The organism is Bradyrhizobium sp. STM 3843 (assembly GCF_000239815.1).
In the GTDB taxonomy this organism is placed as follows: domain Bacteria; phylum Pseudomonadota; class Alphaproteobacteria; order Rhizobiales; family Xanthobacteraceae; genus Bradyrhizobium.
Map to the genome: position 1 here is coordinate 1 of NZ_CAFK01000289.1, position 22,851 is coordinate 22,851.

23 protein-coding genes and 1 tRNA gene are annotated in these 22,851 nt (G+C 62.9%); 9 read left to right on the forward strand and 15 right to left on the reverse strand.

Annotated features, from left to right (window positions below; translation table 11 throughout):
- Positions 1 to 156: 156 nt before the first annotated feature.
- A complete protein-coding gene (locus BRAS3843_RS29075; RefSeq protein WP_008972715.1) occupies positions 157 to 741 on the forward strand; it encodes a hypothetical protein in 585 nt (194 codons plus the stop codon).
- Between the two features lie 96 nt (positions 742 to 837).
- Here BRAS3843_RS29075 and BRAS3843_RS29080 read toward each other — a convergent pair whose 3' ends face one another.
- From BRAS3843_RS29080 to BRAS3843_RS29095, 4 genes are all read right to left on the reverse strand, one after another.
- Positions 838 to 1,440 carry a cupin domain-containing protein gene (locus BRAS3843_RS29080; RefSeq protein WP_347379592.1) on the reverse strand — a complete coding sequence of 201 codons (603 nt, stop codon included), beginning with the start codon at positions 1,438 to 1,440 and terminating at the stop codon, positions 838 to 840.
- Between the two features lie 25 nt (positions 1,441 to 1,465).
- Positions 1,466 to 2,779, reverse strand: coding sequence for a Gfo/Idh/MocA family oxidoreductase (locus tag BRAS3843_RS29085; RefSeq protein WP_008972717.1), 1,314 nt, complete (start codon positions 2,777 to 2,779; stop codon positions 1,466 to 1,468).
- A gap of 201 nt (positions 2,780 to 2,980) precedes the next feature.
- The gene (locus BRAS3843_RS29090) at positions 2,981 to 3,781 is read right to left on the reverse strand and encodes a phytanoyl-CoA dioxygenase family protein (RefSeq protein WP_008972718.1); all 801 of its coding nucleotides are present in this window, start codon (positions 3,779 to 3,781) and stop codon (positions 2,981 to 2,983) included.
- Positions 3,782 to 3,919: 138 nt separating this feature from the next.
- A complete protein-coding gene (locus tag BRAS3843_RS29095) occupies positions 3,920 to 5,176 on the reverse strand; it encodes a M20/M25/M40 family metallo-hydrolase (protein ID WP_035983151.1) in 1,257 nt (418 codons plus the stop codon).
- 151 nt (positions 5,177 to 5,327) lie between these two features.
- Between BRAS3843_RS29095 and BRAS3843_RS29100 the strand changes: the two genes are divergently transcribed.
- Positions 5,328 to 5,870 carry a methylated-DNA--[protein]-cysteine S-methyltransferase gene (locus BRAS3843_RS29100; protein ID WP_008972720.1) on the forward strand — a complete coding sequence of 181 codons (543 nt, stop codon included), beginning with the start codon at positions 5,328 to 5,330 and terminating at the stop codon, positions 5,868 to 5,870.
- A gap of 47 nt (positions 5,871 to 5,917) precedes the next feature.
- Here the strand turns inward: BRAS3843_RS29100 and BRAS3843_RS29105 are convergent, their stop codons facing one another.
- From BRAS3843_RS29105 to BRAS3843_RS29115, 3 genes are all read right to left on the reverse strand, one after another.
- Complete coding sequence (locus BRAS3843_RS29105) at positions 5,918 to 6,787, reverse strand: MBL fold metallo-hydrolase (RefSeq protein ID WP_035983154.1); 870 nt, start codon at positions 6,785 to 6,787, stop codon at positions 5,918 to 5,920.
- 15 nt (positions 6,788 to 6,802) lie between these two features.
- Positions 6,803 to 7,417, reverse strand: coding sequence for a glutathione S-transferase family protein (locus tag BRAS3843_RS29110; protein WP_008972722.1), 615 nt, complete (start codon positions 7,415 to 7,417; stop codon positions 6,803 to 6,805).
- A gap of 144 nt (positions 7,418 to 7,561) precedes the next feature.
- Positions 7,562 to 8,404, reverse strand: coding sequence for a fumarylacetoacetate hydrolase family protein (locus BRAS3843_RS29115; protein WP_008972723.1), 843 nt, complete (start codon positions 8,402 to 8,404; stop codon positions 7,562 to 7,564).
- A 344-nt stretch (positions 8,405 to 8,748) separates the two neighbouring features.
- On the opposite strand from BRAS3843_RS29115, the gene BRAS3843_RS29120 reads away from it, so the two are divergent.
- Positions 8,749 to 9,204, forward strand: a complete 456-nt coding sequence (locus BRAS3843_RS29120; RefSeq protein WP_008972725.1) for a DUF3775 domain-containing protein — start codon at positions 8,749 to 8,751, stop codon at positions 9,202 to 9,204.
- A 216-nt stretch (positions 9,205 to 9,420) separates the two neighbouring features.
- Here BRAS3843_RS29120 and BRAS3843_RS29125 read toward each other — a convergent pair whose 3' ends face one another.
- Positions 9,421 to 10,203, reverse strand: a complete 783-nt coding sequence (locus BRAS3843_RS29125; RefSeq protein WP_008972726.1) for an SDR family oxidoreductase — start codon at positions 10,201 to 10,203, stop codon at positions 9,421 to 9,423.
- Between the two features lie 140 nt (positions 10,204 to 10,343).
- Positions 10,344 to 10,859, reverse strand: a complete 516-nt coding sequence (locus BRAS3843_RS29130) for a CvpA family protein (protein WP_008972727.1) — start codon at positions 10,857 to 10,859, stop codon at positions 10,344 to 10,346.
- Between the two features lie 116 nt (positions 10,860 to 10,975).
- Between BRAS3843_RS29130 and BRAS3843_RS29135 the strand changes: the two genes are divergently transcribed.
- The gene (locus tag BRAS3843_RS29135) at positions 10,976 to 11,737 is read left to right on the forward strand and encodes an SDR family oxidoreductase (protein WP_008972728.1); all 762 of its coding nucleotides are present in this window, start codon (positions 10,976 to 10,978) and stop codon (positions 11,735 to 11,737) included.
- A 70-nt stretch (positions 11,738 to 11,807) separates the two neighbouring features.
- On the opposite strand, the gene BRAS3843_RS29140 is transcribed toward BRAS3843_RS29135, so the two are convergent.
- Positions 11,808 to 13,241, reverse strand: a complete 1,434-nt coding sequence (locus BRAS3843_RS29140) for a coniferyl aldehyde dehydrogenase (protein ID WP_008972729.1) — start codon at positions 13,239 to 13,241, stop codon at positions 11,808 to 11,810.
- A gap of 480 nt (positions 13,242 to 13,721) precedes the next feature.
- Here BRAS3843_RS29140 and BRAS3843_RS29145 point away from each other — a divergent pair.
- From BRAS3843_RS29145 to BRAS3843_RS39885, 5 genes are all read left to right on the forward strand, one after another.
- Positions 13,722 to 13,798: transfer RNA gene (locus BRAS3843_RS29145), tRNA-Met, on the forward strand.
- Positions 13,799 to 14,243: 445 nt separating this feature from the next.
- Positions 14,244 to 15,176, forward strand: a complete 933-nt coding sequence (locus tag BRAS3843_RS29155; protein WP_008972730.1) for a transglycosylase SLT domain-containing protein — start codon at positions 14,244 to 14,246, stop codon at positions 15,174 to 15,176.
- Positions 15,177 to 15,990: 814 nt separating this feature from the next.
- Positions 15,991 to 16,185: a hypothetical protein gene (locus tag BRAS3843_RS29165; protein ID WP_008972733.1), complete on the forward strand. Its 195-nt coding sequence runs from the start codon at positions 15,991 to 15,993 to the stop codon at positions 16,183 to 16,185.
- A 105-nt stretch (positions 16,186 to 16,290) separates the two neighbouring features.
- Positions 16,291 to 16,479 (forward strand): hypothetical protein, encoded by a 189-nt coding sequence (locus tag BRAS3843_RS29170; RefSeq protein WP_139025003.1) that lies wholly within the window; start codon positions 16,291 to 16,293, stop codon positions 16,477 to 16,479.
- A 147-nt stretch (positions 16,480 to 16,626) separates the two neighbouring features.
- The gene (locus tag BRAS3843_RS39885; RefSeq protein ID WP_244425495.1) at positions 16,627 to 16,839 is read left to right on the forward strand and encodes a hypothetical protein; all 213 of its coding nucleotides are present in this window, start codon (positions 16,627 to 16,629) and stop codon (positions 16,837 to 16,839) included.
- Between the two features lie 87 nt (positions 16,840 to 16,926).
- Here the strand turns inward: BRAS3843_RS39885 and BRAS3843_RS41710 are convergent, their stop codons facing one another.
- From BRAS3843_RS41710 to BRAS3843_RS41720, 5 genes are all read right to left on the reverse strand, one after another.
- Positions 16,927 to 17,085 (reverse strand): hypothetical protein, encoded by a 159-nt coding sequence (locus BRAS3843_RS41710; protein ID WP_175361161.1) that lies wholly within the window; start codon positions 17,083 to 17,085, stop codon positions 16,927 to 16,929.
- A gap of 913 nt (positions 17,086 to 17,998) precedes the next feature.
- Positions 17,999 to 18,142, reverse strand: a complete 144-nt coding sequence (locus tag BRAS3843_RS41715) for a PepSY domain-containing protein (protein WP_008972737.1) — start codon at positions 18,140 to 18,142, stop codon at positions 17,999 to 18,001.
- A gap of 1,564 nt (positions 18,143 to 19,706) precedes the next feature.
- A complete protein-coding gene (locus BRAS3843_RS29185) occupies positions 19,707 to 19,931 on the reverse strand; it encodes a hypothetical protein (protein WP_008972741.1) in 225 nt (74 codons plus the stop codon).
- Positions 19,932 to 20,256: 325 nt separating this feature from the next.
- A complete protein-coding gene (locus BRAS3843_RS29190) occupies positions 20,257 to 22,071 on the reverse strand; it encodes a tetratricopeptide repeat protein (protein ID WP_008972743.1) in 1,815 nt (604 codons plus the stop codon).
- A 259-nt stretch (positions 22,072 to 22,330) separates the two neighbouring features.
- Positions 22,331 to 22,851, reverse strand: a 521-nt coding sequence (locus BRAS3843_RS41720) for a hypothetical protein (protein WP_035983171.1), incomplete at its 5' end; no start/stop codon positions are given.

Consider the following 22,851-nt stretch of genomic DNA (forward strand, 5'->3'; position numbering starts at 1 on the left):
GCCTCAGGAACATGGCGTCGGGGCATCCGCGTCGGGGTGCGCCGGATGAACGGTTCCGCGATGGGAGATTCACGGACAGTTCATTTCAAAAAACGTACGCAAAGTTGCGCTGTAGATGTCGCCGTCTCAGTCCCCAGTCTCTTTGAGGAGATCCCCATGCGCTCGTTTGTCCGGACCACCCTTGCCGCGGTGAGCCTCGCCTGTCTCACCGCCATTCTGACCTCCTTCGCAACCAGCGGCGCATTCGCGCAGGCGAAGGATGCGCCCGCGCAAGCGGCGCCCGCGGGCCAGCCGCCGCAGCTCAAGCAGATCGCGCTCACCGACAAGCAGGTCGAGAATGTGCTTGCCGCCCAGAAGGACATGGACGCGATCACAGACAAGCTGCCGGACAATGCGCCGCCGGACCAGAAGGTGATGGCACAGCTCGATGGCGTGGCGAAAAAGCACGGCTTTGCCAGCTATGACGACTACAATGTCGTCGTCGACAATATCAGCCTGGTGCTGGGCGGCATCGATCCACAGACCAAGAAGTATGTCGGCTCGGAAGCCGTGATCAAGCAGGAGATCGCGCAGGTCGAGGCCGACAAGAAGATGAAGGCGGACGACAAGAAGCAGGCGCTCGAGAATCTCAACATGGCGCTGAAAGCCAAGGCGCCGGAGGTCGAGAACAAGGGCAATATCGACGTCGTCGTCAAATATTACGACAAGCTCGCCGCGGCGCTCGGCGACGACGTCAACTGAAAACAGCTGCGTGCAACGCCCCGGTCAGGATCGGGGCGTTGCCTGCGGTCATGGATGATCGCGCCATCATGCCTCCTCGATGGAAGCCACGCGCGATCACTGCTTCAGGACGGTGTTGTTGGCGCCCTTTTCCATCACGTCGATCACCAGAAGCTTGATCGGGACCGGTCCGACGTTCTCGGCCTTGTGCCACTGTCCGACCGCCTCGACGATGAAGCTGCCGAAGCCGTAGGTCTCGGTCTTGTTCAACTCGGTGTTGGTCACGCGCAGGGTCCCATCGAGGACGTAGCCATAACGCGGATAGGGATGCTTGTGCTCCGGCAGCTTGGCGCCCGGTGCGATTTCGAAGGTCGAGACCACGATCTGCGCATCCTTCTGCGGCATCACGATCGGCTGACCGCTCGCGGTCTCCAGCGTCGACAGGATTTGCGTCACGGTGACCGGCGAAACGGCCGCGAGCGCCGGCTTTTCCTCGGCCGCCGCCGGGAAGCCAAGCAATGCCAGTGACGCTGCGGCTCCCGCCCAAAACCCAACACTTCGTAGCTTCCGCACGATGAACTCCCTCTCGGATCGGCCGCCAGCGCCGTCCAAGGGCACCATGCACATCAGCCGGCGGGCAGACCTTGCGCCGATGGTCATCGGTGCGACGGATTGCAGAAGCATGTCGTCGACGTTCGAAATGGCTACGGCTGTAACCACGCTTGCTTCCCGCCCGGTCGCAGCTTCAGCGCGACGTCTTCGAAGCTGCTGCTTCCATCGCCCTGCGAGCTTGCACGCTCTCATCATTGGCGTCGACTTCGACGTCGCTCCAGCGCACCACAGCGCCATGGGCCACGTCCCGGATCAGTCTCACGCGATGGGCGAGCCCGATCGGCAGCGCGCCGAGGCGGAGGCTCGTCTCTGCCGGCATCAGGCGGCCCCACACCGTATAGCCGCCTTCGCCGTCGAGCATCTCGCCTTTCGCGAGATCGCGCTTCGCTACCGAGGCCACATCGCCGCGGAAGCCGCGCGGCTGACCGGTCTCTTCCTTGCGCAGCGCGGCCGACAGGATCGAGATGTTCAGCTCAAGGCCGATCAGGTGATAGGGCTTGTACATCGCGGCATAGCGGCCGCTGGCGTCCGTCTTGAGTCCGTACTGCCTGAAACAGTCGGCCGCATAATCGTTCGGCGCTTCCAGGACGACGTAGACGCCCCAGCGCAGGTCGCGAAACACCGGGCGGCCATCGCGTTCGAGCGATGACACCACCTCCACCAGTCCCGCTTGCTCCAGGATGCCGCCGGCTGCGCGTGGCCGCAGCACATGCGGGAGATCGTCGACCCCGCAGGGCGGAAACAACAGGCCCTCCGACGGCACGTCGAGCCCGGTTGCGTTCGCGATCGCCGCCATCTCGATCGCGGATTTGGTGCCGTCGAGGAAGGAGTTGAACATCTGCGGATTCATGCCGGCGGATTGTGCCTCGGCGGCCGTCAGGCCGTAGTGCTGCCAGACGTTGTCGGGCGTCACATCGTGATAGGCGGGCAGGTACTTGGTGCCCTTGCCGGCGGCGACGACGCGAAAGCCGGTGGCGCGGGCCCAGTCCACCATTTCGGCAGTCAGCGCCGGCTGATCGCCATAGGCGAGTGAATAGACCACGCCGGTCTTGTGGGCTTCAGCTGCCAGCAGCGGACCGGCGAGCACGTCGGCTTCGACATTCACCATGACGATGTGCTTGCCCGCAGCGATCGCCGCGCGCGCGTGGCGGATGCCGGCAGCCGGGCTGCCGGTGGCTTCGACCACCACCTCGACATCGTCAGCCATTGCCTTCGCCGGATCGGGCGTGAACGTCGTCGCAGCAATCAGGGCCTCGTCCCAGCCGACCGTCTTGCACGCATCCCTTGCACGCTGCGGATCGAGATCGACGATCACGGACACCACGAGGCCCGGGACGTGCGGGACCTGCGACAGGAACATCGAGCCGAACTTGCCGGCGCCGATCAGCGCCACCCGAACCGGCTTGCCGGCGGCGTTGCGGGCTTGGAGGAGGGAGAAGAGATTCATGGGACATCCAGCTCAACTTTGGCTTCGTTCTGCGCGACTATCACTTGCCCGTCATGGCCGAGCTTGACCCGCCTGCGGGGCCGAAGCCCCTTCGGCGCGGCGAAGGCCCGGCCATCCATCTACACGAGAGCAACGAGTTGGCGGAGGGATGCCCGGGTCAAGCCCGGGCATGACGACCTCATTCGAAGCTGATGGCGTGTTCTACTCCGCCGCCTCTCGGCGCGCCTGCGCGAGCCGGAGCAGCGCGTCGTCGTCGGCCGTCTTGATCGGCGTGAAATCGCGATGGGCGATGTAGTCCGGCCGCGTGGGGGTCCGGATGTAGTTCGAGACCGCATTCAGCGTCAGGTACACGATCTTGCGCGGATAGGGCGTGATGTTGCCAGCCGAGCCATGCACGAGATTGCCATGGAACATCAGCATGCCGCCGGGCTTGCCGGTCGGCGCGACGATGCCGCCCTGATCGACCAGCCGGGTCACCGTCGCTTCATCCAACGTCCAGAGCGGATAGGAGGTCGTCTGAAGGTCGTGCGAGGCCTCGAGATCGCCGGCATGCTGGCTCTTCGGCACCAGCATCAGCGGACCGTTGATCGGCATGACCTCGTCCAGGAAGATCGCGATGTTCATCGCCCGCGGCTCCGGCATGCCGTCGTCACGCTTCCAGGTGCCGTAGTCCTGGTGCCATTGCCAGACATCGCCGGTGAAGGCGGATTTCGCATTGATCTTGAACTGGTGCATGTAGACGCCCTCGCCGAAGATCTGCTCGATCGGCTCGATCATGCGGGGATGCGCGGCCAGCGCCGCGAACGCCTCGTTGTAGAGATGGGCGGCAAAGGCGGTGCGCGGCGCGCCGCTCTTCTCGCGCCAAACCTCGGGCCGGTTGGCGGCGTAGATCGCCTCGGCTTCGCGAGCCAGGAATTCGGTCTCTTCACGGCTGAACAGCTCGGGCAGGAACAGCCAGCCCTCGCGGTTGAAAAATTGCACCTGGTCGTCGTCCAGTCTCATGGCGCGTCCTCCTTTTTGAGCGGTTCGCACTGACGTGCGCCGTGGTTGTTCACTCCCGCATCTTCCGGCGAACGATCATCCGATCGTCCGCGACGCGCGTCCGGTCTTGCTGCCGGAGCGCGCGTCTGCAAGACGGCCCTACGGCTTCTTGCCTTGCTCGATCAGCATCCGCGTCATCAGATAGAGGCGCGGCACGATCGAGGTCGTGTCGACATATTCATCATGGGCATGCGCGTTGAAGCCGGCCAGCCCGAAGCTCTCTACCACCACGGCCTTGCCGCTGCGGTTGGCAAAGCCCGCGTCGGTGGCGCCGCCGGTGGTGCCGACAATGTCCAGCGGACGGTCGAGTTCGGCGTAGATCGCTTTTCCCTCTTCCGCCAATGCGCGACCGCGCTCGCCGGCCACAAAGGCCGGCCGGCCCGGCTCGATCGTGATCTTGACCTCGGTGTCGGGGACCAGATGGTTCTTGATCTTTTCGTCAAGTGCGGCCTGCAGCTTCTCGATTCCGTCGGGAATGGTGAGACGGATATCGGCGCCGGCACTCGCTTTCTCCGGAATCTGGTTGCGCACGGTGCCGGCCTTCGCGGTGGTCCAGTTCAGCTGCGTGCCTGGTATCGACTTCGCGACGTCCTTGGTCTGCAGCAATTGATGCGCGAGCTCGATCAGCGCGTTGCGGCCGCGGTCCGGCGCAGCCCCGGCATGCGACGCGCGCCCCGTCACCTCCATCGTTCCCGTCGCCGTGCCGCTCGCCCCCAGCCGCAGCGTCTCGTGCGGCGCTCCGGGCCGCGCGGCAGTCGGTTCGCAGGACAAAACAACATCATGCTGATCGGCGAGCTGCGAGATGAATTCACCGGAACCGATCGAGCCAATCTCCTCGTCGGGATTGAAGGAGACCGTCAGCTTCGAATAGTCGCGCCAGCCCATGTCCTTCAGGATCTGCAGGCTATGCAGGATCACCGCGACGCCACTCTTGTCGTCGGCGATCCCGGGCCCGTAGATCAGATCGCCCTCGACGCGATAGGGCTCCGTCTTCAGGATGCCCGGCTGATACACCGTGTCCATATGCGCGATCAGCATCAGCTTCCGATGCCCGGTGCCCTCGAACGTTCCGATCACCATGTCGGCGCCGGCGCCGCGCGTGGTCTTGCGCCGTTCGGTGGTGGCGCCGAGCGCCTTCAATCGCGCTTCGGTGAAGTCGGCCATCTTCTTTAAGCCCCCGACATCGCTCGAGCCGGATTCGATCAGCACCATGTCGCGCAAGGTGTCGATCAGCGCTGGCTTGGCCTGCTCCGCCGCTGCCTTGAGCTTCTCGTCCGGCGCCGCCTGGGCCATTGAAGGGATACAGGCGATCACAAGCAGGGCGGCCGCAGTGAGGTGAGCGAAGCGAGCTTTCATCAATGATCCCTGTCAAAGGCGGCGCAAAGCGCGGCTCCCCGGCGCGAGGACGCCATCAGCCGAGATTGGCAGAATCCGGGTGGATCGCAACATTCTCCAAGCCTAGATTCAGCTGAAGATTTATATGGGGCAGCAAACGATGGAGCCTGCCATGCCAAATGAGCATTTCGCACTGTTCGAGACGGCGATCGGCGCTTGCGCGATCGCCTGGGGTCCGCGCGGCATCAACGGCGTGCAACTGCCGATGGGGAGCCCGGAAAAGACCCGCGTTCGGATGCGCCAGCGCTTCGGCGAGATCGACGAGGCTGCGCCGACGCCGCAGGTCAGCCACGCGATCGCGCGCATCACGCGCCATTTGGCCGGCGAAGCCGATGATCTCACCGATATCCCGCTCGATCTCGATGACGTGCCGGCGTTCAATCGGGGCGTTTACGAGATCGCGCGCGCGATCCCGCCCGGCAAGACCATGACATATGGCGATATTGCCAAGCAGCTCGGCGGCGTGGAACTGTCGCGCGATGTCGGCCAGGCGCTCGGCCGCAACCCGTGCCCGATCGTGGTGCCGTGCCATCGCGTGCTCGCAGCCGGCAACAAGCCGGGCGGCTTCTCAGCCCGCGGCGGGGTCGACACCAAGCTCAAGATGCTCGCCATCGAGGGCGCGGCCGTGAACCACACGCCGAGCCTGTTCGATTGAGGTCGTGACGGCGCGCCGGTGTCGTCGTCAGCCGGACGCAGGCGCGACTAGACCCACTCGCAGGTGAAGCCAGTGCCCTTGCGGCGGATCCTGCTGATCGAGGGTGAGGGAAAATGGGCGGGGCAGCACAGCGCATCGCTGTCGCAACAGCGCTCCAGGAACCGCCGCCGCGTCGCAGCTGATTCCACCGGGTCGACGTCGAATCTCGGCGACAGCTCCGGATAGCGCAGCTGCAGCGGCGAGTGGATCAGGTCTCCGGCAAACAGCGCATCGTCCCTGCCTTTGCCGATCGCAATGGCGATATGGCCCGGCGTGTGGCCGGGGGTCGGAACGATCCGCACGTGATCGCCGATCGCAAAATCATCGCGGACGAGATCGGCCCGGCCCGCCTCGACCACCGGCAGCACGCTCTCCACGAACGGCGGCACTTCGGCCGCTTCGTTCTGCGCCGTCCAGTGGTCGTATTCGCGTTTGCCGAATACATAGCGCGCGTTCGGGAAAGTTGGCACCCAGCGGCCGTTGTCGAGCCGCGTGTTCCAGCCGACATGGTCAGCGTGCAGATGCGAGCACATCACGATATCGATGTCGGCAACCCCGACACCGGCGGCCGCGAGCGCCCGCGCATAGCCGTCATCGCTCTTCATGTTCCAGGTCGGATACCTCGGCAGCCGCTTGTCGTTGCCGATGCAGCTGTCGATCAGGATGGTGTGATGCGGCGTCTTCACCACATAGGACTGGAAGCAGAGGATAAAGGTATCGCGATCGTCGATCGCTCCCGCCTGCTTCAGGCCCTCGCGGTTCTCGTCGAGCATTTCGGGCGTCAAATTGGGGAACATCTCGCGTGCAGCGAAGAACGGGATTTCCTGCTCGACGATGCGGCGGATGGTGAAATCGCCCACGGAAAATGTCGATGTCACGAGCTGTTCCTTCGTTTACGCGGCGGGTGGCGCCGAGACCCTGACGGAGTCCCGCTCAAGCGCCTGCTGATAGAACGCCTCCAGCGCTGGATAGGCCTTGCGCCAGCCGCAATTGGCAAAGCGCAGATCGGCATAGCCGAGCACGCAGGTCAGGCCGATCGCGGCGACATCGAACGGACGGGTCAGAAGATCCGGCTGCCCCGCAAAGCGCGCCATGCCGGTCCAGGCCCTGCTCCAGTGATCGTCGCTCCAGGCTGTCCAGCGCAGCGCCTCGGGTCGCACCATCGCCTCGTAGCGGCAGAGCAGCATGGAATCGAGCATGCCCTGCAGCATCGAATGCTCGCTCTTGACCTTCCAGCGCGAAGGCCCGGAGGCGGGGATCAGTCTGCCGCCACCGGCGAGCTCGTCGAGATATTCGGTGATGACATAGGAATCCAGGATCACGTCGCCATTGTCGAGGATCAGGACCGGCAGTTTCTTCAGCGGGGTGATGCGGGAATAGGCCTCGTCCGGTTGCCCCGGCGTGGCCGTGGTCGGCACCAGCTCGATCCGGTCGATGAGCCCGAGCTCGATGGCCGCGATGCGCACCTTGCGTGCGAAGGGAGAAGAGGGAGAGAAGGTGAGTTTCATAGTGATGCCCTGCGATGACTCTTTCCGTCGTCATGCCCGCGCGTGCCGCGGGCATTCACGTCTTTCTCGACGCAGTCACGAGCGTGGATGGCCGGGACAAGCCCGGCCATGACGTCGAGGGGGCCGCCAACTACGCTTCGGCAATCACGCTTCGACGATCACCTGGCGCTGCTCGCCGAGGCCTTCGATGCCGAGCGCGACGGTGTCGCCGACGTTGAGGTAGGTCGGCGGCTTCATGCCCATGCCGACGCCGGGCGGCGTGCCGGTGGTGACGATATCGCCCGGCAGCAGCGTCATGAATTGCGAGACATAGGAGATGCACTTCGCGATCGAGAAGATCATGGTCGCCGTGGTTCCGGTCTGACGGCGCTGGCCGTTGACGTCGAGCCACATCGACAGCTTCTGGACATCAGGAATTTCGTCCTTGGTCACCAGCCACGGACCGACGGGGCCGAAGGTGTCGTGCGACTTGCCCTTGGTCCACTGTCCAAGCCGCTCGATCTGGAAATTGCGCTCGGAAACGTCATTGCAGATCGTGTAACCCGCAACGTAATTGAGCGCCTCGGCCTCGGAGACATATTTGGCGCGCGTGCCGATGATGACGGCGATCTCGACTTCCCAGTCGAGCTTGGTCGAGCCGCGCGGCTTCTCGACCGGATCATTGGGGCCGGACAGCGCCGTATTGGCCTTCAGGAAAAAGATCGGCTCGGCCGGGATCGGATTGCCGGTCTCCTTGGCGTGGTCGGAATAGTTCAGGCCGATCGCGACGAATTTCGAGATGCCGGTGACGGGCGCGCCGAGCCGCGGATTGCCGGAAACGGCAGGCAGGGAAGCGGGATCGATTGCCGCGAGCTTCTTCAGGGACTCCGGCGCATAAGCGGCGCCGTCGAGGTCCTTGATATGGGCTGACAGGTCGCGCAGCTGGCCGGACTTATCGATCAGGCCCGGCTTTTCCGCACCCTTCTCGCCGTAACGAACAAGCTTCATCTGGTTTCTCTCCCTTGACCAGTCTCTGGCATTCCAGAGACCATTGTCATGGCGCAAGAGGACATGAATTTCAATCGCGGCAAGGCATGGCTGGGAGGCATGGCTGGCGGCCCGACGCCGGCATTTGCGCATTCCGGGGGGAGGCCGGAATTGGCCTCGCGCCTCGACCGGACGGCACGGCAGTGGCGCCCGATGTGCCGGCAATGCCCTCAACTTGTCCGCCCCTCCATTGCACGGGTGAGGTCTCGATCTCATCTTGTCGGTTAGCCTGGACGGTGCGGGCCTACGCCCGCGCAATGGATCGTCTTTTGACAGCCGGCGTTGTCGGCGAAGAGGAGATTAAGATGCCAGAGCTGACGATATCGCCCGAGAAGGTCGCGTTTCTGATCGAGAAGGCACGGGAGTTCGACGTCAAGGAGGACGCCACAGATCCGGACTCCGGGTCGAATGCCGCCGATGATGATATGCTCGATGTGCTCGAGGATTCCGGCAATGATCCGGTGGTGCGCGAGATCACCGGCTTCATCAACGCGCTCACCGAGGATGAGCAGACGGATCTCGTTGCCTTGATGCGGCTCGGCCGCGGCGACGGCGACATCGAGGACTGGGACGATCTGCGGGCCGAAGCGTCAGGCCAGCGCGACCGCCATACCGCCCGCTATCTGCTGGGCGAGCCGATGCTGGGGGATCTGCTCGCCGAGGGGCTGGAGGCGTTCGGCGTGGACTGGACCGAGGAACGGACCACTGCGGATTCCTCGAGCCCGAGCGAGCGCGACGAGGACGAGATCACGAAGCGATAGCCAATCGTTGGACCGTTGCCATGATTGAGGCGTTGGGGCCTCATGGTTCGAGACGCGCGGCTTTGCCGCGCCCTCACCATGAGGATCAACGGCTCCGCGAAAGTCCTCATCCTGAGGAGCCCGCCGGAGGCGAGCGTCTCGAAGGATGGCCAAGAAGAAACTGCCCGAGCTCTTTTCGTCCATGTGCGACGCCCCTCCAGGGGAGGGTCGCGTACGTCACAGCGTGCCGGGGAAGGAACCGCCGTCGAGCAGGATATTCTGCCCGGTGATGTAGCCGGCCTTGGCCCCGCACAGGAAGGCGCAGAACAGGCCAAACTCTTCGGGATCGCCGAAGCGGCCCGCGGGGTTGGTCTTGGCACGGTCGGCCAGAATCTGCTCCGCCGGGATGCCGCGTTTGGCGGATTCCGCCTTTGCGGTGCCGATCAGGCGGTCAGTCTCGAAGGGGCCCGGCAGCAGCGCGTTGATGGTCACGTTGTTGATCACGGTCTTGCGGGACAGCCCCGCGATGAAGCCGGTGAGGCCGGCGCGGGCGCCGTTGGAAAGGCCGAGGATATCGATCGGTGCCTTCACGGCGGCCGAAGTGATGTTGACGATACGACCGAACTTGCGCGCCATCATGCCGTCGACCGTCGCCTTGATCAGCTCGATCGGGGTCAGCATGTTGGCGTCGAGCGCCTTGATCCAGTCGTCGCGGGTCCAGTTGCGGAAATCGCCGGGCGGCGGACCGCCGGCATTGTTGACCAGAATGTCCGGCTCCGGACAGGCCTTCAGGACCGCAGCACGGCCCTCGGGCGTGGTGATGTCGCCGGCCACCTCGGTCACGGTGACAGCAGGGTTGGCCGCGCGGATCTCGGCCGCGGTCTTGGCCAATGCCTCGGCGCCCCGCGCGGTGATGGTCACGTCAACGCCCTCATTGGCCAGCGCGATGGCGCAGGCGCGGCCCAGTCCCTTGCTGGATGCGCAGACGATGGCGCGGCGGCCCTTAATCCCGAGATCCACGATTGATCACTCCACGAAGTCAGATTGCGGCTTGAAGATGAGGTCTCATCTTAACCAGGGCGAGCCCGGCTGATAAGCGCAAACGGCCCTTGCTGAATTGCATGCCTCGTCCCGCCACTCGGCTCTGCCGCAACGCGGAATCAGATGCGCCGTTCCTGTTTCAACTTCTCGACCGCTGCGGCAGCTTCAGGCGGCAGCGAGCGGAAGCCCTTCTGGGCCGCAAGCGAGAACAGCGGCCGCAGCTGCGAGCCGTTGAGAAAGCCGGGCTGGCGCTCGGCCGGCACCAGCTGGTCGAACACCAGCACGACGGTCGTGGCGACCATGCCGACGCGGAGCGCGCCCAGCGCCGCGCCACCGAGCCGGTCGCCGATCCCGGCCTCCGCTCCGACCGCTTCATCGAGCATCATGCGGCCGAGCTTTCCGCAGATCATGCCGATCACGAGAAACGTGACGAAGAACAGCGTCCAGTTCTGCAGCACGGGCGAGGCCGGCTGCGGCTGAAGGTGCGGCGCCAGGCTCGCCGTCGCCGCCACCGCAAGCGGCATCGCCAACAGATAAGCAAGGATCGTGATCGCGCTCCGCAACAGTCCGGTATTGAAGCCGCTCACCACGGCGATCAGCAGCGCGGCATAGACGACGAGATCGAAACTGTTCATGGCTGCTCCCCGGCGATCCTATGCCCCGAACCCGTAAACAATTCCGGTTTGCGCTGCGTCAAATCGTCTGTATCAACGCCAGCAAAGGGAACGAGGAAACGCCAAGGGATTGCAGCATGTCCGATCTGTTCGACGTGGCCAACGAGACCATCCTCATCACCGGCGCGAGCCAGGGGCTCGGCCGGCAATTCGCACGGGTGCTGTCGGCGCATGGCGCGGCCGTGGCACTCGCGGCGCGGCAGACCGCCAAGTTGAAAGCGCTGGAGGAGGAGATCCGCGGCCGTGGCGGCCGCGCTGCCGCCGTCGCAATGGACGTGACCAGCACGGACTCGATTGCAAGGGCCATCGATGCTGCGGAAGCCGCGCTCGGCCCGATCACGGTGCTGGTCAATAACGCCGGCATCGCGGTGGAAAAGCTCGCGGTCGAACAGACCGAGGCCGATTGGGACGCGGTACTCGGCGCCAACCTGAAGGGCGCTTATTTTGCCGCAACCGAAGTGGCGCGCCGCATGATCGCGCGCAAGAGCGGCGGCAACATCATCAATATCGCTTCCGTGCTCGGTTCCAGCGTGGTGAAGTTCATCTCGCCCTATGCGATCTCCAAGGCGGCCGTGATCCAGGCGACCAAGGCGCTGGCGCTGGAACTCGCCGCCAGCAACATCCGCGTCAATGCGCTGGCGCCGGGCTATATCGATACCGAGATCAACCACGACATCTGGGAAACGCCGGCGGGCGAGAAGCTCATCAAGCGCATCCCGCAGCGGCGCGTCGGCCAAGAGAGCGATCTCGACGGCGCCATCATGCTGCTGGCCTCCAGCGCCTCGCGCTACATGACCGGCAGCGTCGTCACCGTCGATGGCGGCTTCCTGCTGACCTGAATTGTCTCCCCCGTCATTCCGGGTTCGCTCGCGTTGTCACGCGAGCGCCCCGGAATGACGGGTCTAATGGTCAGCTCAACCACCGCAGCAGCTTCTCGAGCCGCGCGATCTTGGCGCCATAGGGCGGGTAGAGATCGGCCATGCGGTTCAGCGGCGACCGATAGAACACCGGCTTCAGCTTGCTGAACGTGTTGAAGCCCCATTCGCCATGATAGCAGCCGGTGCCGGAGGCGCCGACTCCGCCCATCGGCTGGTTGATCTGCGCGAAGTGCAACAGGCAGTCGTTGATGGTGACGCCGCCGGAGACCGTGCGCGCCAGCACCTCGTCGCGCGCGGCGTCATCGGTGCCGAACCAGTACAGCGCCAGCGGGCGGTCATGGGCGTTGATGTAGGCGATGACGTCCTTCGGGTCGCGATAGGCCATGATCGGCAGCAGCGGCCCGAAGATCTCTTCCTGCATGATCGCCATTTCGGGCGTGGCGCCGGCGACGATCGTCGGCGGGAATTTGCGCTGCTGTTTCCAGTCGGGATCATCGGCATTGGCCGGCCGCAATAGCCTTGCGCCTTTCGCGGCCGCGTCCTGGGCCAGGGCGTCCAGCCGCTGATAATGGCGGTCGGAGATGATCGCGGTGTAGTCTGGGTTTTGCGGATCGGTGCCGAACATCGTGAGCATGTGCCGGTGAATCTTGTCGGCGCATTCGGCGAGCCGGGCCTCCGGCACGAACACGTAGTCCGGTGCGATGCAGGTCTGTCCGGCATTGAGCAGCTTGGCATAGGCGATGCGCTGCGTGGCTTCGTCGAGATCGGCCGAGGCATCGATGATGGTCGGCGACTTGCCGCCGAGCTCGAGTGTGACCGGAGTGAGGTTTTTCCCTGCGGCTTCGGCGACGATGCGGCCGACCCGGGTCGAGCCGGTGAAGACGAGATGATCGAAGGGAAGGCGCGCGAACGCTTCCGCCACGCCCTCCTCGAAGCCGGTGACGAAGAGCTCGGTCGGCTCGAAGTTGGCCGCGATCAGCTCCTTCAACAGCGCAGAAAAGCGTGGCGTCAGCTCGCTCGGCTTGATCATGACGCGATTGCCGGCGGCGATGGCGCCAAGGGCGGGGGCGAGCGTCAGTTGCAGCGGATAGTTCCAGGGGGCGATGATCCCGACCACGCCCAGCGGCTGCGGCATCAGCCGGTTGGCTGCAGGCCAGAACTGGAGCGCGGTCGAGATCCACCGCGTCTTCATCCAGCGCGGCAGCATCTTGATGGCGTGCCTGAGCTCGCCTTGCAGAAACAGCGTCTCGGCGATGGTGGTCTCGATCGCGCAGCGGTGGCCGAAATCGGCCGAGATGGCCTGGGTGAAGCGCTGCTCATTGTCGGCGAGCATGGCGCGCAGCCGCTTCAATCGCGACAGCCGCGCCGGCAAAGCCGGCGGCGGCGCACTGCGCGACAGCTCGACCATGGCATGGAAGGCGTCATCGAGGGCGGACAGAGGCGGCTCTTTCAGCGGCTGGTCCATGGACGTTTTCCCGGGCGTGTCCTGCGGCGCGTTTTGATTCCCGGCCTGCAGCCGACATGTGCCATCTGAAGCTGGCGCTTTGCGGAACCCTTGGCAAGGCATGGCGCGGCAAGTGACGGCACTAGCGGCCGGCGACAGCGCGCTCTGGCAGCGCCGGCCAAGCGGGGAGCGGTGCTGCCCGCCCGGATCGAGACCGATCCGCCAAGGAGCACGGCGGCGTGCAAATAACGTTCTGTTTTATATATGCAATTTTTCTTTTTGCCGATCCGCTTTTGGCTGTCACAAATCTGGAAAAAAATTGGCCTGAGGCCTTTCCAAACCGGCTCGGCGTTGGTACATACCGCCCGCACCCCACGGCCGGCCCGGCCAGCGGGGTTTAAGCCTTCTCAGGAAGCCTTAATGGACGGATGACCGGCGCGAGGAGCGTCTGCCAGGATCGTTCGGTTATTTGGTTTGTTGACAAGCGCGACTTCGGTTTATCGCGGGGTGGAGCAGCCCGGTAGCTCGTCAGGCTCATAACCTGAAGGTCATAGGTTCAAATCCTATCCCCGCAACCAAAGTTCGAGATGTTTTCAGCGGATTGAACAAGCGCCGAGGCTCGGGCTCGGTGGCGATCCTGTTCGATCTTGGGCGTACCAAACCTGAATGTCCGTTGATCAGCGCTCTCGCGGTGCGCCGCGATCCGATCATGTCGATGAGCTGGTTCGGCGCTTCCGACGGCGTGGATCGACGACGATCAACCGTCGGGCCGGAACAGTCTCCCGATCGATCACAGCACAAGCTGCGACGACGACCTTCGCGACGAAGCTGCTCGCCGTGTTTCGCGGAACCGAGCGCTCATATGCGAAGCGGCGCGAATTGTCGGTCAGTCAGGGTTATGGCAGAACGAATTCTGAACCGCGGACCTGAATTTTCCGGGCCGGGCGTCGGACCGTGTGCCACTCTCAAGACATGCCGCCAGTATCTTTTTCCGCCAAGTTCTTTGCGACGGTTTTTTCTCTCATGCTCCTGTTTGCGGGGCAGGCGGCACTCGCCGATCCGGCTCCCGCTGAGGCCGGTCGCGGCACCGACGCTGGCGAGCAGACGAATGCCACCGACAACAATAAGGATGGCGCTCAACAAGGCGCGGAAGCCATCCAAAACCACGATGCTCAAGAGACGCTGTGCCTGACGATTGAAGCCTCGGCACGGGCGAGCGATCTGCCGCTCGAATTCTTTGCGCGGGTCATATGGCAGGAAAGCCGCTTTCAAGCCGATGCCGTCGGTCCGGTGACGAGGAACGGTCAGCGTGCGCTTGGCATCGCGCAATTCATGCCGGCGACGGCGCGAGAGCGCAGGCTGCTTGATCCGCTCGACCCGGTGCAAGCGCTGCCGAAGGCCGCCGAGTTTCTGGACGAGCTGCGCAAGCAGTTCGGCAATCTCGGCCTCGCCGCCGCGGCCTATAACGCCGGTCCAAGGCGCGTGCAGGAATGGCTCGCGGGGACAGGCGGGATGCCGGAGGAAACACGCAACTACGTGCTTGCGATTACGGGAACCAGCATCGACGACTGGGCCAAGGTGAGCAAGAGCGATCAAGCAACCAGGAGCACGCCGAGCACCAGTTGCCGCGAGTTGATCGCGTTGCTCAGACGTGCGCCCAACCGCTTCGTCGCCCAGCTTGCGCAGCGGGTGACACGCGCCGTCGTCAAGCCGTGGGGCGTGCAGCTCGCTGCAGGATTCAATCGAGATCAGGCGCTCGCCATGTACGCGCGCGCGATCAAGAGCCTGACCGCTGTCGTTGGTCCGCAGGATGATCCATTGTTGCTGCGCGTCCGCGGTACCAGCTCGTTTTTTCAGGTTCGCATTGGCGCCAGCACGCGCCGCGAAGCCGATGATCTCTGCCGACGCATTCACCGCGCCGGCGGCGCCTGCCTCGTGAAGCGCAGGGGCGCATGAGGCCCATCAACGACCGGATTGTTCGATATGCCGGATGCGCAAGTAGCTTCCGCTAGGCCGGCCGCGCCGTGGTGATCATCGTCGCCGGCGAGCGACGGTGATCGCGACAGGAGTACGCGGATGTGGGCTAAGCGCCGCGAGCTGGAGAGCGCGATCGATCAGTTGGCGTCGCAACATCGGTGAGCGCTGCCACAAGGCGAAAGCCGGAAACGCGAGGTTCAGTCCGATCCAGGTCGCGAGCAGGGTAAGAACCGTCTTCATGGGTTTGTCCTCCTGTCTGGTAATCGGCGGGAGGCTGGAGCGGTTCCCAGCTTTGGGCAAGGATCGTCGACCGCTAGCGCATCCTTTGGCCCGAAGATCTTGTCCAAGGATGCGGGCGGCGCGACGAGAGCGCCTCGGGGCTGATACGCGTCTAGCCCACGAAGGATCGGACCACGTGACGCGCGATCAGGATCAGACCCTCAGTATACCTGCCTTGGGACAGGAATTGATCGGCCTGGCTTAAAAAGCTGAACGCAAAGAGGGCTGCTGCGACTGATTTCAGCATGTGCACCGCCTGAAAAGGGCGTCGGACAAACACTCTGCAAGCTCGATAGTAGATGGGCGGTACTAACCGGTCGTTAGCAAATTCTCGCCAATCGAAAGCATCGGCCAAAAAAGGTATCGCGTTCATCCAGCACTGGCAACTGGCGTGCTTACGGGCTTGATTGTCGTTTTGTCCCGGGCAAACATAGCAACCTGAGTTGAATATTTGAGCCCGGAACGGGCCAATTTTTTGTTTGGAAGCCTCGTCGCATTATTGCTGGACGCCGTCATGGCCGATGCCTTGGATCGTAAGATCGAAGCTTTGAAGAGGTGGCAGCTGCAGGCCTGGCGGCGCCTCGCCGAACCCCTCGTCACACCATTTGAGCGACGCGAGATCCGCAACCACATGAAGGAAGCGGACGCCGTGTTCCGGGCCTGCCTCGAGGAACGCGTTCGCCGAACGAGTAATATTTTACCAACCTAATTAGTTGCGCATCCTACCATGCATAAGCGGTCGAGACCCATTCCGCCGCGCACAGGTGATTTTGCAGGCCGAATAGCGTTCACCACTCCTGAAGTGGAGGTGTGGATGTGCAAGCTCGACCCTGAGGAACTCCGTCGGAAAGCCGAGGAGTGTGCCCGCAACGCCAATTTGGCGAATAATGACTGTGACAAGGCCGCTTGGCTCAAGCTCGCGGAAGATTGGGAGAGGCTGGCGCGGGCGCAGGAATTGCGCGCCGCAAGTAGCGGTGATGCTTGTGATGGTTTTTTGGGGTGAGCGTCGAGCACTCGAAGATTTCGATCTGCAGCAAGCGCCAAGATTTTGAAGCTGAGAATCTGAGATCAAGAATCTGAAGGCAAGATTCCGAAACACTGTTGCTCCTACGCAACCAATGTTTGAGTGCGCACGGATAACGTGCGTCGAATGAGTATTCGCATTTACGATGTATATTTGAACCGCAGGAACGATCTCCTGGTCGTTCCGAGAGGATATCCTGTACCGTCCGAACTGGGTGAAAGCTGGTCGAAGAGAAAGCGCGTGCGCGCTGTTAGTGAAGTCATTCGCGAACAGGTCGAGCAGCGCGGCTACTATCGCAGACGATCCTGCGAACTGATGAGCAAATATCGTCCCGATTGACGGGATCGACATTCATCAAGCTCGGCCCCGACCTCCGTCGGGCGCCGAAGGCGTTCGAATTTTCGAAATCCATATTCAAAGCGAATTTCAAAAGCTCTGCTTGAGCACCGCTTGGGCCAAATGCCTGAGCTGCGAGACAACGAACTGTTCCAGAAATTCGCCAAATGAAGGCCAGACCACCAGCATGGCCCCAAATACGACGAGAGCGGTTGATCCGAGCGCTAATTCTTTCAAATCACGATCCATGCCGGGTTGAGTATAGAACCGCGCTTCGTTTTCACAATGGATCGGGTACCAACTGAGCCTTCGGACCACCGATCGCATGCGAGGCACTGGCGCGGCAATTGCCGAACCTGCTCTCGCGAAATTAGCGGATGCGACCTGCTCGGCCGAACATGTCCGTCAGCACGATGGAGCTGAGGCTAGGGGGCGATTGAGCGCAGCGTCGACAGATCACGCGGCAATTTTTCTCGCCCGGTGAAGTCCGCCGGTTGGGCTCGGTAGACGATAGCTCGTCGCGGAGGTTTGCGTTTGTCAGTGCGTTCAGACCGGTGGCGGAGAAATTGAGATCAGGTTCGTCCGTTCGCTCTTCGCCGCTGCTTGAAGTTTGCAGCCGCTCCGGATCGGCAGTTCGTCATCAATCCAGGATGACTACTTCCAGGGTGATTGAGCAAAAGCATCAAGCGCGTGGACGAAGAAAATGCTGACGCTGAAGAGGGCGGTGATGGCGGCAATCGATTCGAACATGGCTCTGTCCCTTGAAAACGCGTTCATCGAAACTCTAGAAGTCGTCTGTTTCAAGCCAGTTTCATTCCCAGAGCAAAATGATTTCATCCTGTTGAATTTCGGTCACGGCGCTGATGGGAACGGCCTTCATAAGCAGCTGTTCCGATCTGACGGGATTTGTGGAGTTCTGCTCCGCGAATGTTGCCGCCGAAATACGCGCGTCGGCGGGAGCGCGCGTGCGTACGGCAAAGCCGTAGTTCTACGGTGTGTCCGTTAGCGCTCGTCTGCACAGAAGCGTGCATCCATCGATGCAAACGCGAGTGTTCTGCGCGACGCTTCGCTCACCCGGTGTTCAGCTCAAACCTGCTTGCGTCGCCTAGCGCACTTCATTGATTGAGCTTTGCCACGAGGCTGCTCGCCGGCGCCCAACGAATTAGCGTCTCGGGATCGAATAGATGTTGCCGTCCAGATCCAGGATCACTTCCGCGGGACGCCCGTCCTTCAGCGTCGCGTGACCACGCCAGACGCCGCGATCATCCTGAGAGAGATCGGCGACGTCGTAACCCTTCGCCTTCATGCGGGCACTGGCCTCGTTCGAATCGGTAGGCCTGCTTTCGCCTTTCGATTGAGGGTTCGGGCTGGGGACAATTTCAGGCGTGACCGCCGAGTAAGCAGGATAGATCGTGTTTGCAAAACACAAGCTTGTCGGATTGTAAGAGCGCGCACATGGACTTAGGGGGCTCGTCGGGAAGGCCTCTGGGGTGGTCGGAATTGTGGGCCACGCTGACGACCTCGTCGGCTGGGTCTGTGCTCCGGCCGATGAATTGATTCCCAGCACCAGGGCTGCTGCAATCGCAAATCGCATACGCATCTCCCTCGGAACAGAGCTTGGGCTCAACCTCGAAGATGGGGAGATGGTTCATATCACGGCTTTGCTCGGCGTGCTGATGCTGCGTTGGGGTGCTTTCGTACCGACGGTCTGTCCGAGGCGAGCACATGGAGGTCGGAATCAGAAATGCGGGTCTAAGTCTTTAGTCGTGTGTTGGTGCCTCGCGCGTAGCGACGTCGCGCGAACATTCGCCGCGAGACGATCGAGTGTCATAAGCGAGTGAGGTTCTTCCAGTAGGCTTGGAGCGACAACCAATGCTGCCGCGGAAAGTGGTCTGCATTTGCAGCGGAGCGTCTGGAATCGAGCGGTAGAAAAAATCACGCATTCCGTGAACGCGACGCGCGCAAGCGCGACAAAAGATATGAGCAAAGGGAGTATCTGTTATGCCGCGAGCGTTGAACTGCCACGAACTCGCTGAGCTTCTTCGCGAACTGAAGAAGCTTCGCGCCGAAGTTCGGAAGGCCGAGCGCGATGTAGAAGACGCTCGGCTGGAGGACCGCGGGGCACGAGCGCGAGGCCAGCGCGGCGGGCATGAACGTCGCTTGATCGATCAGCGTCCGGACGAACTCGGCGGATCCGGCCTTCCTGCCGTTGCCGTCTGGCTCTCCTAGCAGCGGCTGTCCCGAATCCAACGCTCGCTATTTCACAGCGACCTTGCGGAGTCGTCTTCCGGTTGGGAAGACGTCATAAGGCGTTGATTTGGCAGCCATTGCTGACGCACTCGCCAGCCCTATTGAGCAATTTCCGATCTTCATACCAAGCGCCGCTGCTGCTAGCGGGCCGCCTTCATGGTCTTGAAGCTGTGTCAGGCTCTCGTGGGCGACCGGCTTGCCCCGCTGGTCCAGACACGTGAGAGCCGCGCGCAGTCGCGCTGGTACCTCAGCGCATCAGCGGGTTTCAAAACTGCGAATCCATCTGGAATTGTGGCGAAAATGTAGTTGGCCTGCCCACGATCTGCTCCATACTCAGGAGGATGATTCGGGCGGGCTGAGGCGTGACATGATCCAGTGGGACAAGGTCTCCATCGCAGAAATGCTGTTCATCTCGATCATGCTCGCCGGTGTCGCTGCGATCGTCGGCACCGGGCTTGAATGGGCCATCCTGCGTTAGTTGCGTCGTGAGACACGACGGCTCTTCGGCTCAGCCATCAGCGATGACCGGCCCAGGTGCTGGGGGTCTAAGCGCTGGGTCCAAGCGCTGGGTTCAAGTCCTGAGGCGCAAAGCCGTCAGTGCACCCAGCTTGGCTGAAAGCTCAGCGGCGCTCGGACGGCCGGCCGGAAGCGCGATAATCGGCCAGGGCCTTGCGGGCGACGATTCCGAGTTCCCCGAGGGTGGTCCTTCTGCCCTGGGCGGCGTCGGCCAGCCGGTGGGCGATGAAGGCGCGAACCTCGTGATCACCGCCATACGGCAGCGCCCGGCAGGTCTCTTCCAGCGCCCTTTCCATGTAGGTCTTGATGGGATCAGTAAGCTCGTACACGTCGTGTCCCCACGAAAATCGCTGAACTGATGAACTTTAGCATGCCCTTCAGGATGTGCTCAATTTGCCATCCGCCAGTGTGGCGTGTCTGACATTCGCATCAGTATCTCCCGCTTCAGTCCATCCGCGAGCAGTCCCAAGCGAATGTCAGAACGGGCTATCAGCATGCTCTCATCATGGCCCGATGTGAAATCCGTTAAAGTACCTGCATTCGCCGGAAGGTCGCCTCAAACGTTGCCGTCAGGAATGCTCGGTTTCTACCGCATCTGCTCAGTGCCATTGCTCCGCCGGCCCGACGTGCAAGACATATCCTCGATCAAGCCGCTTAGGATCCCTTGTTCCGGAACGACTCACGGCCACGAGCCGCATCCAGCTCGGCGTGGACGCGCTCGATCACAGGCGTGTAGTCCCGACGCTCGTCCTGCCGGAACAGGCGCATGGTCGGATACCAGGGACTGTCCGCGCGATCGAGCAGCCAGCGATAGTCCGGCACGTACGGCAACAGGACCCAGGTCGGGCAGCCGAGCGCGGCCGAAAGATGCGCCACGCTGGTATCGACCGTGACCACGAGATCCAGGCAGGACACCAGCGCAGCCGTCTCGACGAAATCGGTCAGATGCGCGGTCAGGTCGATCATGTCGGTCCGCTCCAGCAGTGCCGGCCTGTCTTCCGCTCGCGGGTCCTTTTGCAGGCTGACGAAGGTCGCATCAGCATCGAGGAGGCCAGCCATGGTCCGGAACGGTATCGAACGGGCGCGATCGCGCGGGTGCCGCGGGTTACCGGACCAGACAAGGCCGACCCGCGGCCGGTCGTGGGAGCCAAGACGCTGCTCCCACGTCGTCACGCGATCGGGCGCCGGAGCGGGGAGATAGGAGGTTGCGGCCGGGATCGTGTCGAGGCGGGTCTTGAAAGCCAGTGGCAGGCTGGTCAGCGGACAGTGGAGGTCGTAGGGCGGCGCCGTCGTCGCCGATCTTGGAAGGCACTGCGCAACGCCGGGAAGCCTGGAAAGAAGCGGGTAGAGTTCGTCCTGGACGAGCAGGATCACGCGCGCCCCGCGCGCCGCCAGCATCGGGACGTAGCGCGCGAACTGAATGACGTCGCCGAGTCCTTCATCCGGGCACACCAGGATGGTCTTGCCATCGATGGGTTCGGTTCCTCGCCAGAGCGGCCGGGAGAGCTTCGGATAGCCTTCGACAAGAATGGGGATTTTCCAGCGCGCGGCCTCACGACCCGCCCAGCCGGCTTCTAAATCCCCGGTGAGTAACTGAAGCAAGGCCAGATTCCATTCGGCGCTGGCGTCGTTAGCATCTTCGGCGAGGGCCCGCCGATAACAGGAAGCGGCCTGGTCGAAGCGGCCAAAATGTTCGAGCGCAATCGCCTTGTTTTTCAGGGCATGCTTGTCGCCAAGGGCGAAGGCCTTGTCGTAGGCGGACAACGCCTCTTCGTAGCGACCGAGCGCCGAGAGACAGTTCCCCATTTGATTGCAGGCATCCGCGTTGGTCGGATCGAGCAAGCGCACCCGTTCAAGGTCACCGAGGGCTTCTGCGTAACGCCCCAAGCTCCGCAGCGCTTCCGCGCGCAACCCGAACGTCTGGATGTCGTTGGGCTTCAGCTCCGCGCACACATTGAAGTAGACGAGTGCGTCCTCGAAACGCCCCGCCTGATGCAAAAGGATCGCCGCCTTGTTCGCCGCGTCCCAGGAGCCGGGCGCAAGTTGAAGCGCGTGCTGGAAGCTGAGGATGGCTTCGTGATTGCGCTGCAGCTCAGCCAATATCAGTCCGAGATTCTGCCACCGCTCCGCATTGTCGGGCTCGAGCTCGACTGCCTTTTCGAACGCTTTGAGTGCTTCGGCGCCGCGTCCCTGCTGCAGCAGCGCAGTCCCGAGCGCAGTGAGATAGTGCGGCTTCGGCGCGCGCCTGATCGCGCCGGCAAGCCATTCCACCGCATGATCGAACTGTCCGGTTTGGATGCTCAACAGCCCCATCAGGTGCAGCGTGTCGGCATGACCGGGGTCGCGCACCAGGGCCTGCTGGCAACACAGCTGGGCGTCGAGATGTCGGCCGGCACGCATGTGATCGATAGCGGCTTCATGCAACTGAACCACGCCGTCGGGTGCGTTTTGACCGGCCGTGTCATGCACGAGAGCCTTCTCATTCCCGCGACCGCTCATAGCGCCACCTGAATTTTGCTTTCAGATGGAACAGGTATTTGATTCTCGCTTGAGCGGAAAGAATTCGCCCTCCGATGTTTCAGGTTGCGTGCCGGGGCATTTAGGCAAGCGTCGCCTCAAATCCCACAGTGATCGCTGGATTTCATTTCGCCGAGGCAGGTTCGCCGTCCAGGTTGGTGGGCGCCGGAGCAAGATGTCGATCCGGTCGCCCGACCCGCCGTGGCTCGCGTCAGTTCTTCGAGCCGGCGCCCTTCAGCGCGTTCCACGCGGCCTGATTGGCTTGATCGAACGCCTTGCGCGTGTCCGCCAAGGCGGCACTCAGCACCGTCCAGGACCCGCTGCCGGTCTGCTTCAACTTCTGCAGCCGGGCTTCGGCCTCAGCTCCGTCCGACTTCATCTTCGCGATCGCCGCTTCGACGTTGGCTTGTCCGGTAGCTGCGAACTTCGAGGCGGCATCGTGGAACGTCGCGGTGGCCTCGCGCCAGGCCTTCGCTTGCGCCGCGGCGACGTCCTTGAACGTGGCCTGCTGCTGTTCCAATTGCTTGCCGAGACCCTCGAAATAGGTCTGGACCTGCGCCTCAAAACCCTCCCATTGGGTTTCCATATCCGCCTTGGCTTGCTGCCAGGCGGCCTCGCCGGCATCATGCTGCGCCTTCAACGAGGCCTTGAATTCATCCCGCCGCTGCTTCAGATCCGAAATCACCTGATCGACTTTCGGCTTCATCTCGGCGGCTGTTTGGCTCGCCTTGG

What these genes read in the sequence shown, in the direction of transcription:
- BRAS3843_RS29135 (WP_008972728.1), top strand. Translation starts at nt 10,976, where the DNA reads ATGTCCGATCTGTTCGACGTGGCCAACGAGACCATCCTCATCACCGGC.
- BRAS3843_RS29130 (WP_008972727.1), bottom strand. Translation starts at nt 10,859, where the DNA reads ATGAACAGTTTCGATCTCGTCGTCTATGCCGCGCTGCTGATCGCCGTG.
- BRAS3843_RS41715 (WP_008972737.1), bottom strand. Translation starts at nt 18,142, where the DNA reads ATGAAGGCGAAGGGTTACGACGTCGCCGATCTCTCTCAGGATGATCGC.
- BRAS3843_RS41710 (WP_175361161.1), bottom strand. Translation starts at nt 17,085, where the DNA reads ATGGATCGTGATTTGAAAGAATTAGCGCTCGGATCAACCGCTCTCGTC.
- BRAS3843_RS29090 (WP_008972718.1), bottom strand. Translation starts at nt 3,781, where the DNA reads ATGAGACTGGACGACGACCAGGTGCAATTTTTCAACCGCGAGGGCTGG.
- BRAS3843_RS29115 (WP_008972723.1), bottom strand. Translation starts at nt 8,404, where the DNA reads ATGAAGCTTGTTCGTTACGGCGAGAAGGGTGCGGAAAAGCCGGGCCTG.
- BRAS3843_RS29110 (WP_008972722.1), bottom strand. Translation starts at nt 7,417, where the DNA reads ATGAAACTCACCTTCTCTCCCTCTTCTCCCTTCGCACGCAAGGTGCGC.
- BRAS3843_RS29095 (WP_035983151.1), bottom strand. Translation starts at nt 5,176, where the DNA reads ATGAAAGCTCGCTTCGCTCACCTCACTGCGGCCGCCCTGCTTGTGATC.
- BRAS3843_RS29075 (WP_008972715.1), top strand. Translation starts at nt 157, where the DNA reads ATGCGCTCGTTTGTCCGGACCACCCTTGCCGCGGTGAGCCTCGCCTGT.
- BRAS3843_RS39885 (WP_244425495.1), top strand. Translation starts at nt 16,627, where the DNA reads ATGAGTATTCGCATTTACGATGTATATTTGAACCGCAGGAACGATCTC.
- BRAS3843_RS29120 (WP_008972725.1), top strand. Translation starts at nt 8,749, where the DNA reads ATGCCAGAGCTGACGATATCGCCCGAGAAGGTCGCGTTTCTGATCGAG.
- BRAS3843_RS29170 (WP_139025003.1), top strand. Translation starts at nt 16,291, where the DNA reads ATGTGCAAGCTCGACCCTGAGGAACTCCGTCGGAAAGCCGAGGAGTGT.
- BRAS3843_RS29085 (WP_008972717.1), bottom strand. Translation starts at nt 2,779, where the DNA reads ATGAATCTCTTCTCCCTCCTCCAAGCCCGCAACGCCGCCGGCAAGCCG.
- BRAS3843_RS29155 (WP_008972730.1), top strand. Translation starts at nt 14,244, where the DNA reads ATGCTCCTGTTTGCGGGGCAGGCGGCACTCGCCGATCCGGCTCCCGCT.
- BRAS3843_RS29165 (WP_008972733.1), top strand. Translation starts at nt 15,991, where the DNA reads ATGGCCGATGCCTTGGATCGTAAGATCGAAGCTTTGAAGAGGTGGCAG.
- BRAS3843_RS29140 (WP_008972729.1), bottom strand. Translation starts at nt 13,241, where the DNA reads ATGGACCAGCCGCTGAAAGAGCCGCCTCTGTCCGCCCTCGATGACGCC.
- BRAS3843_RS29100 (WP_008972720.1), top strand. Translation starts at nt 5,328, where the DNA reads ATGCCAAATGAGCATTTCGCACTGTTCGAGACGGCGATCGGCGCTTGC.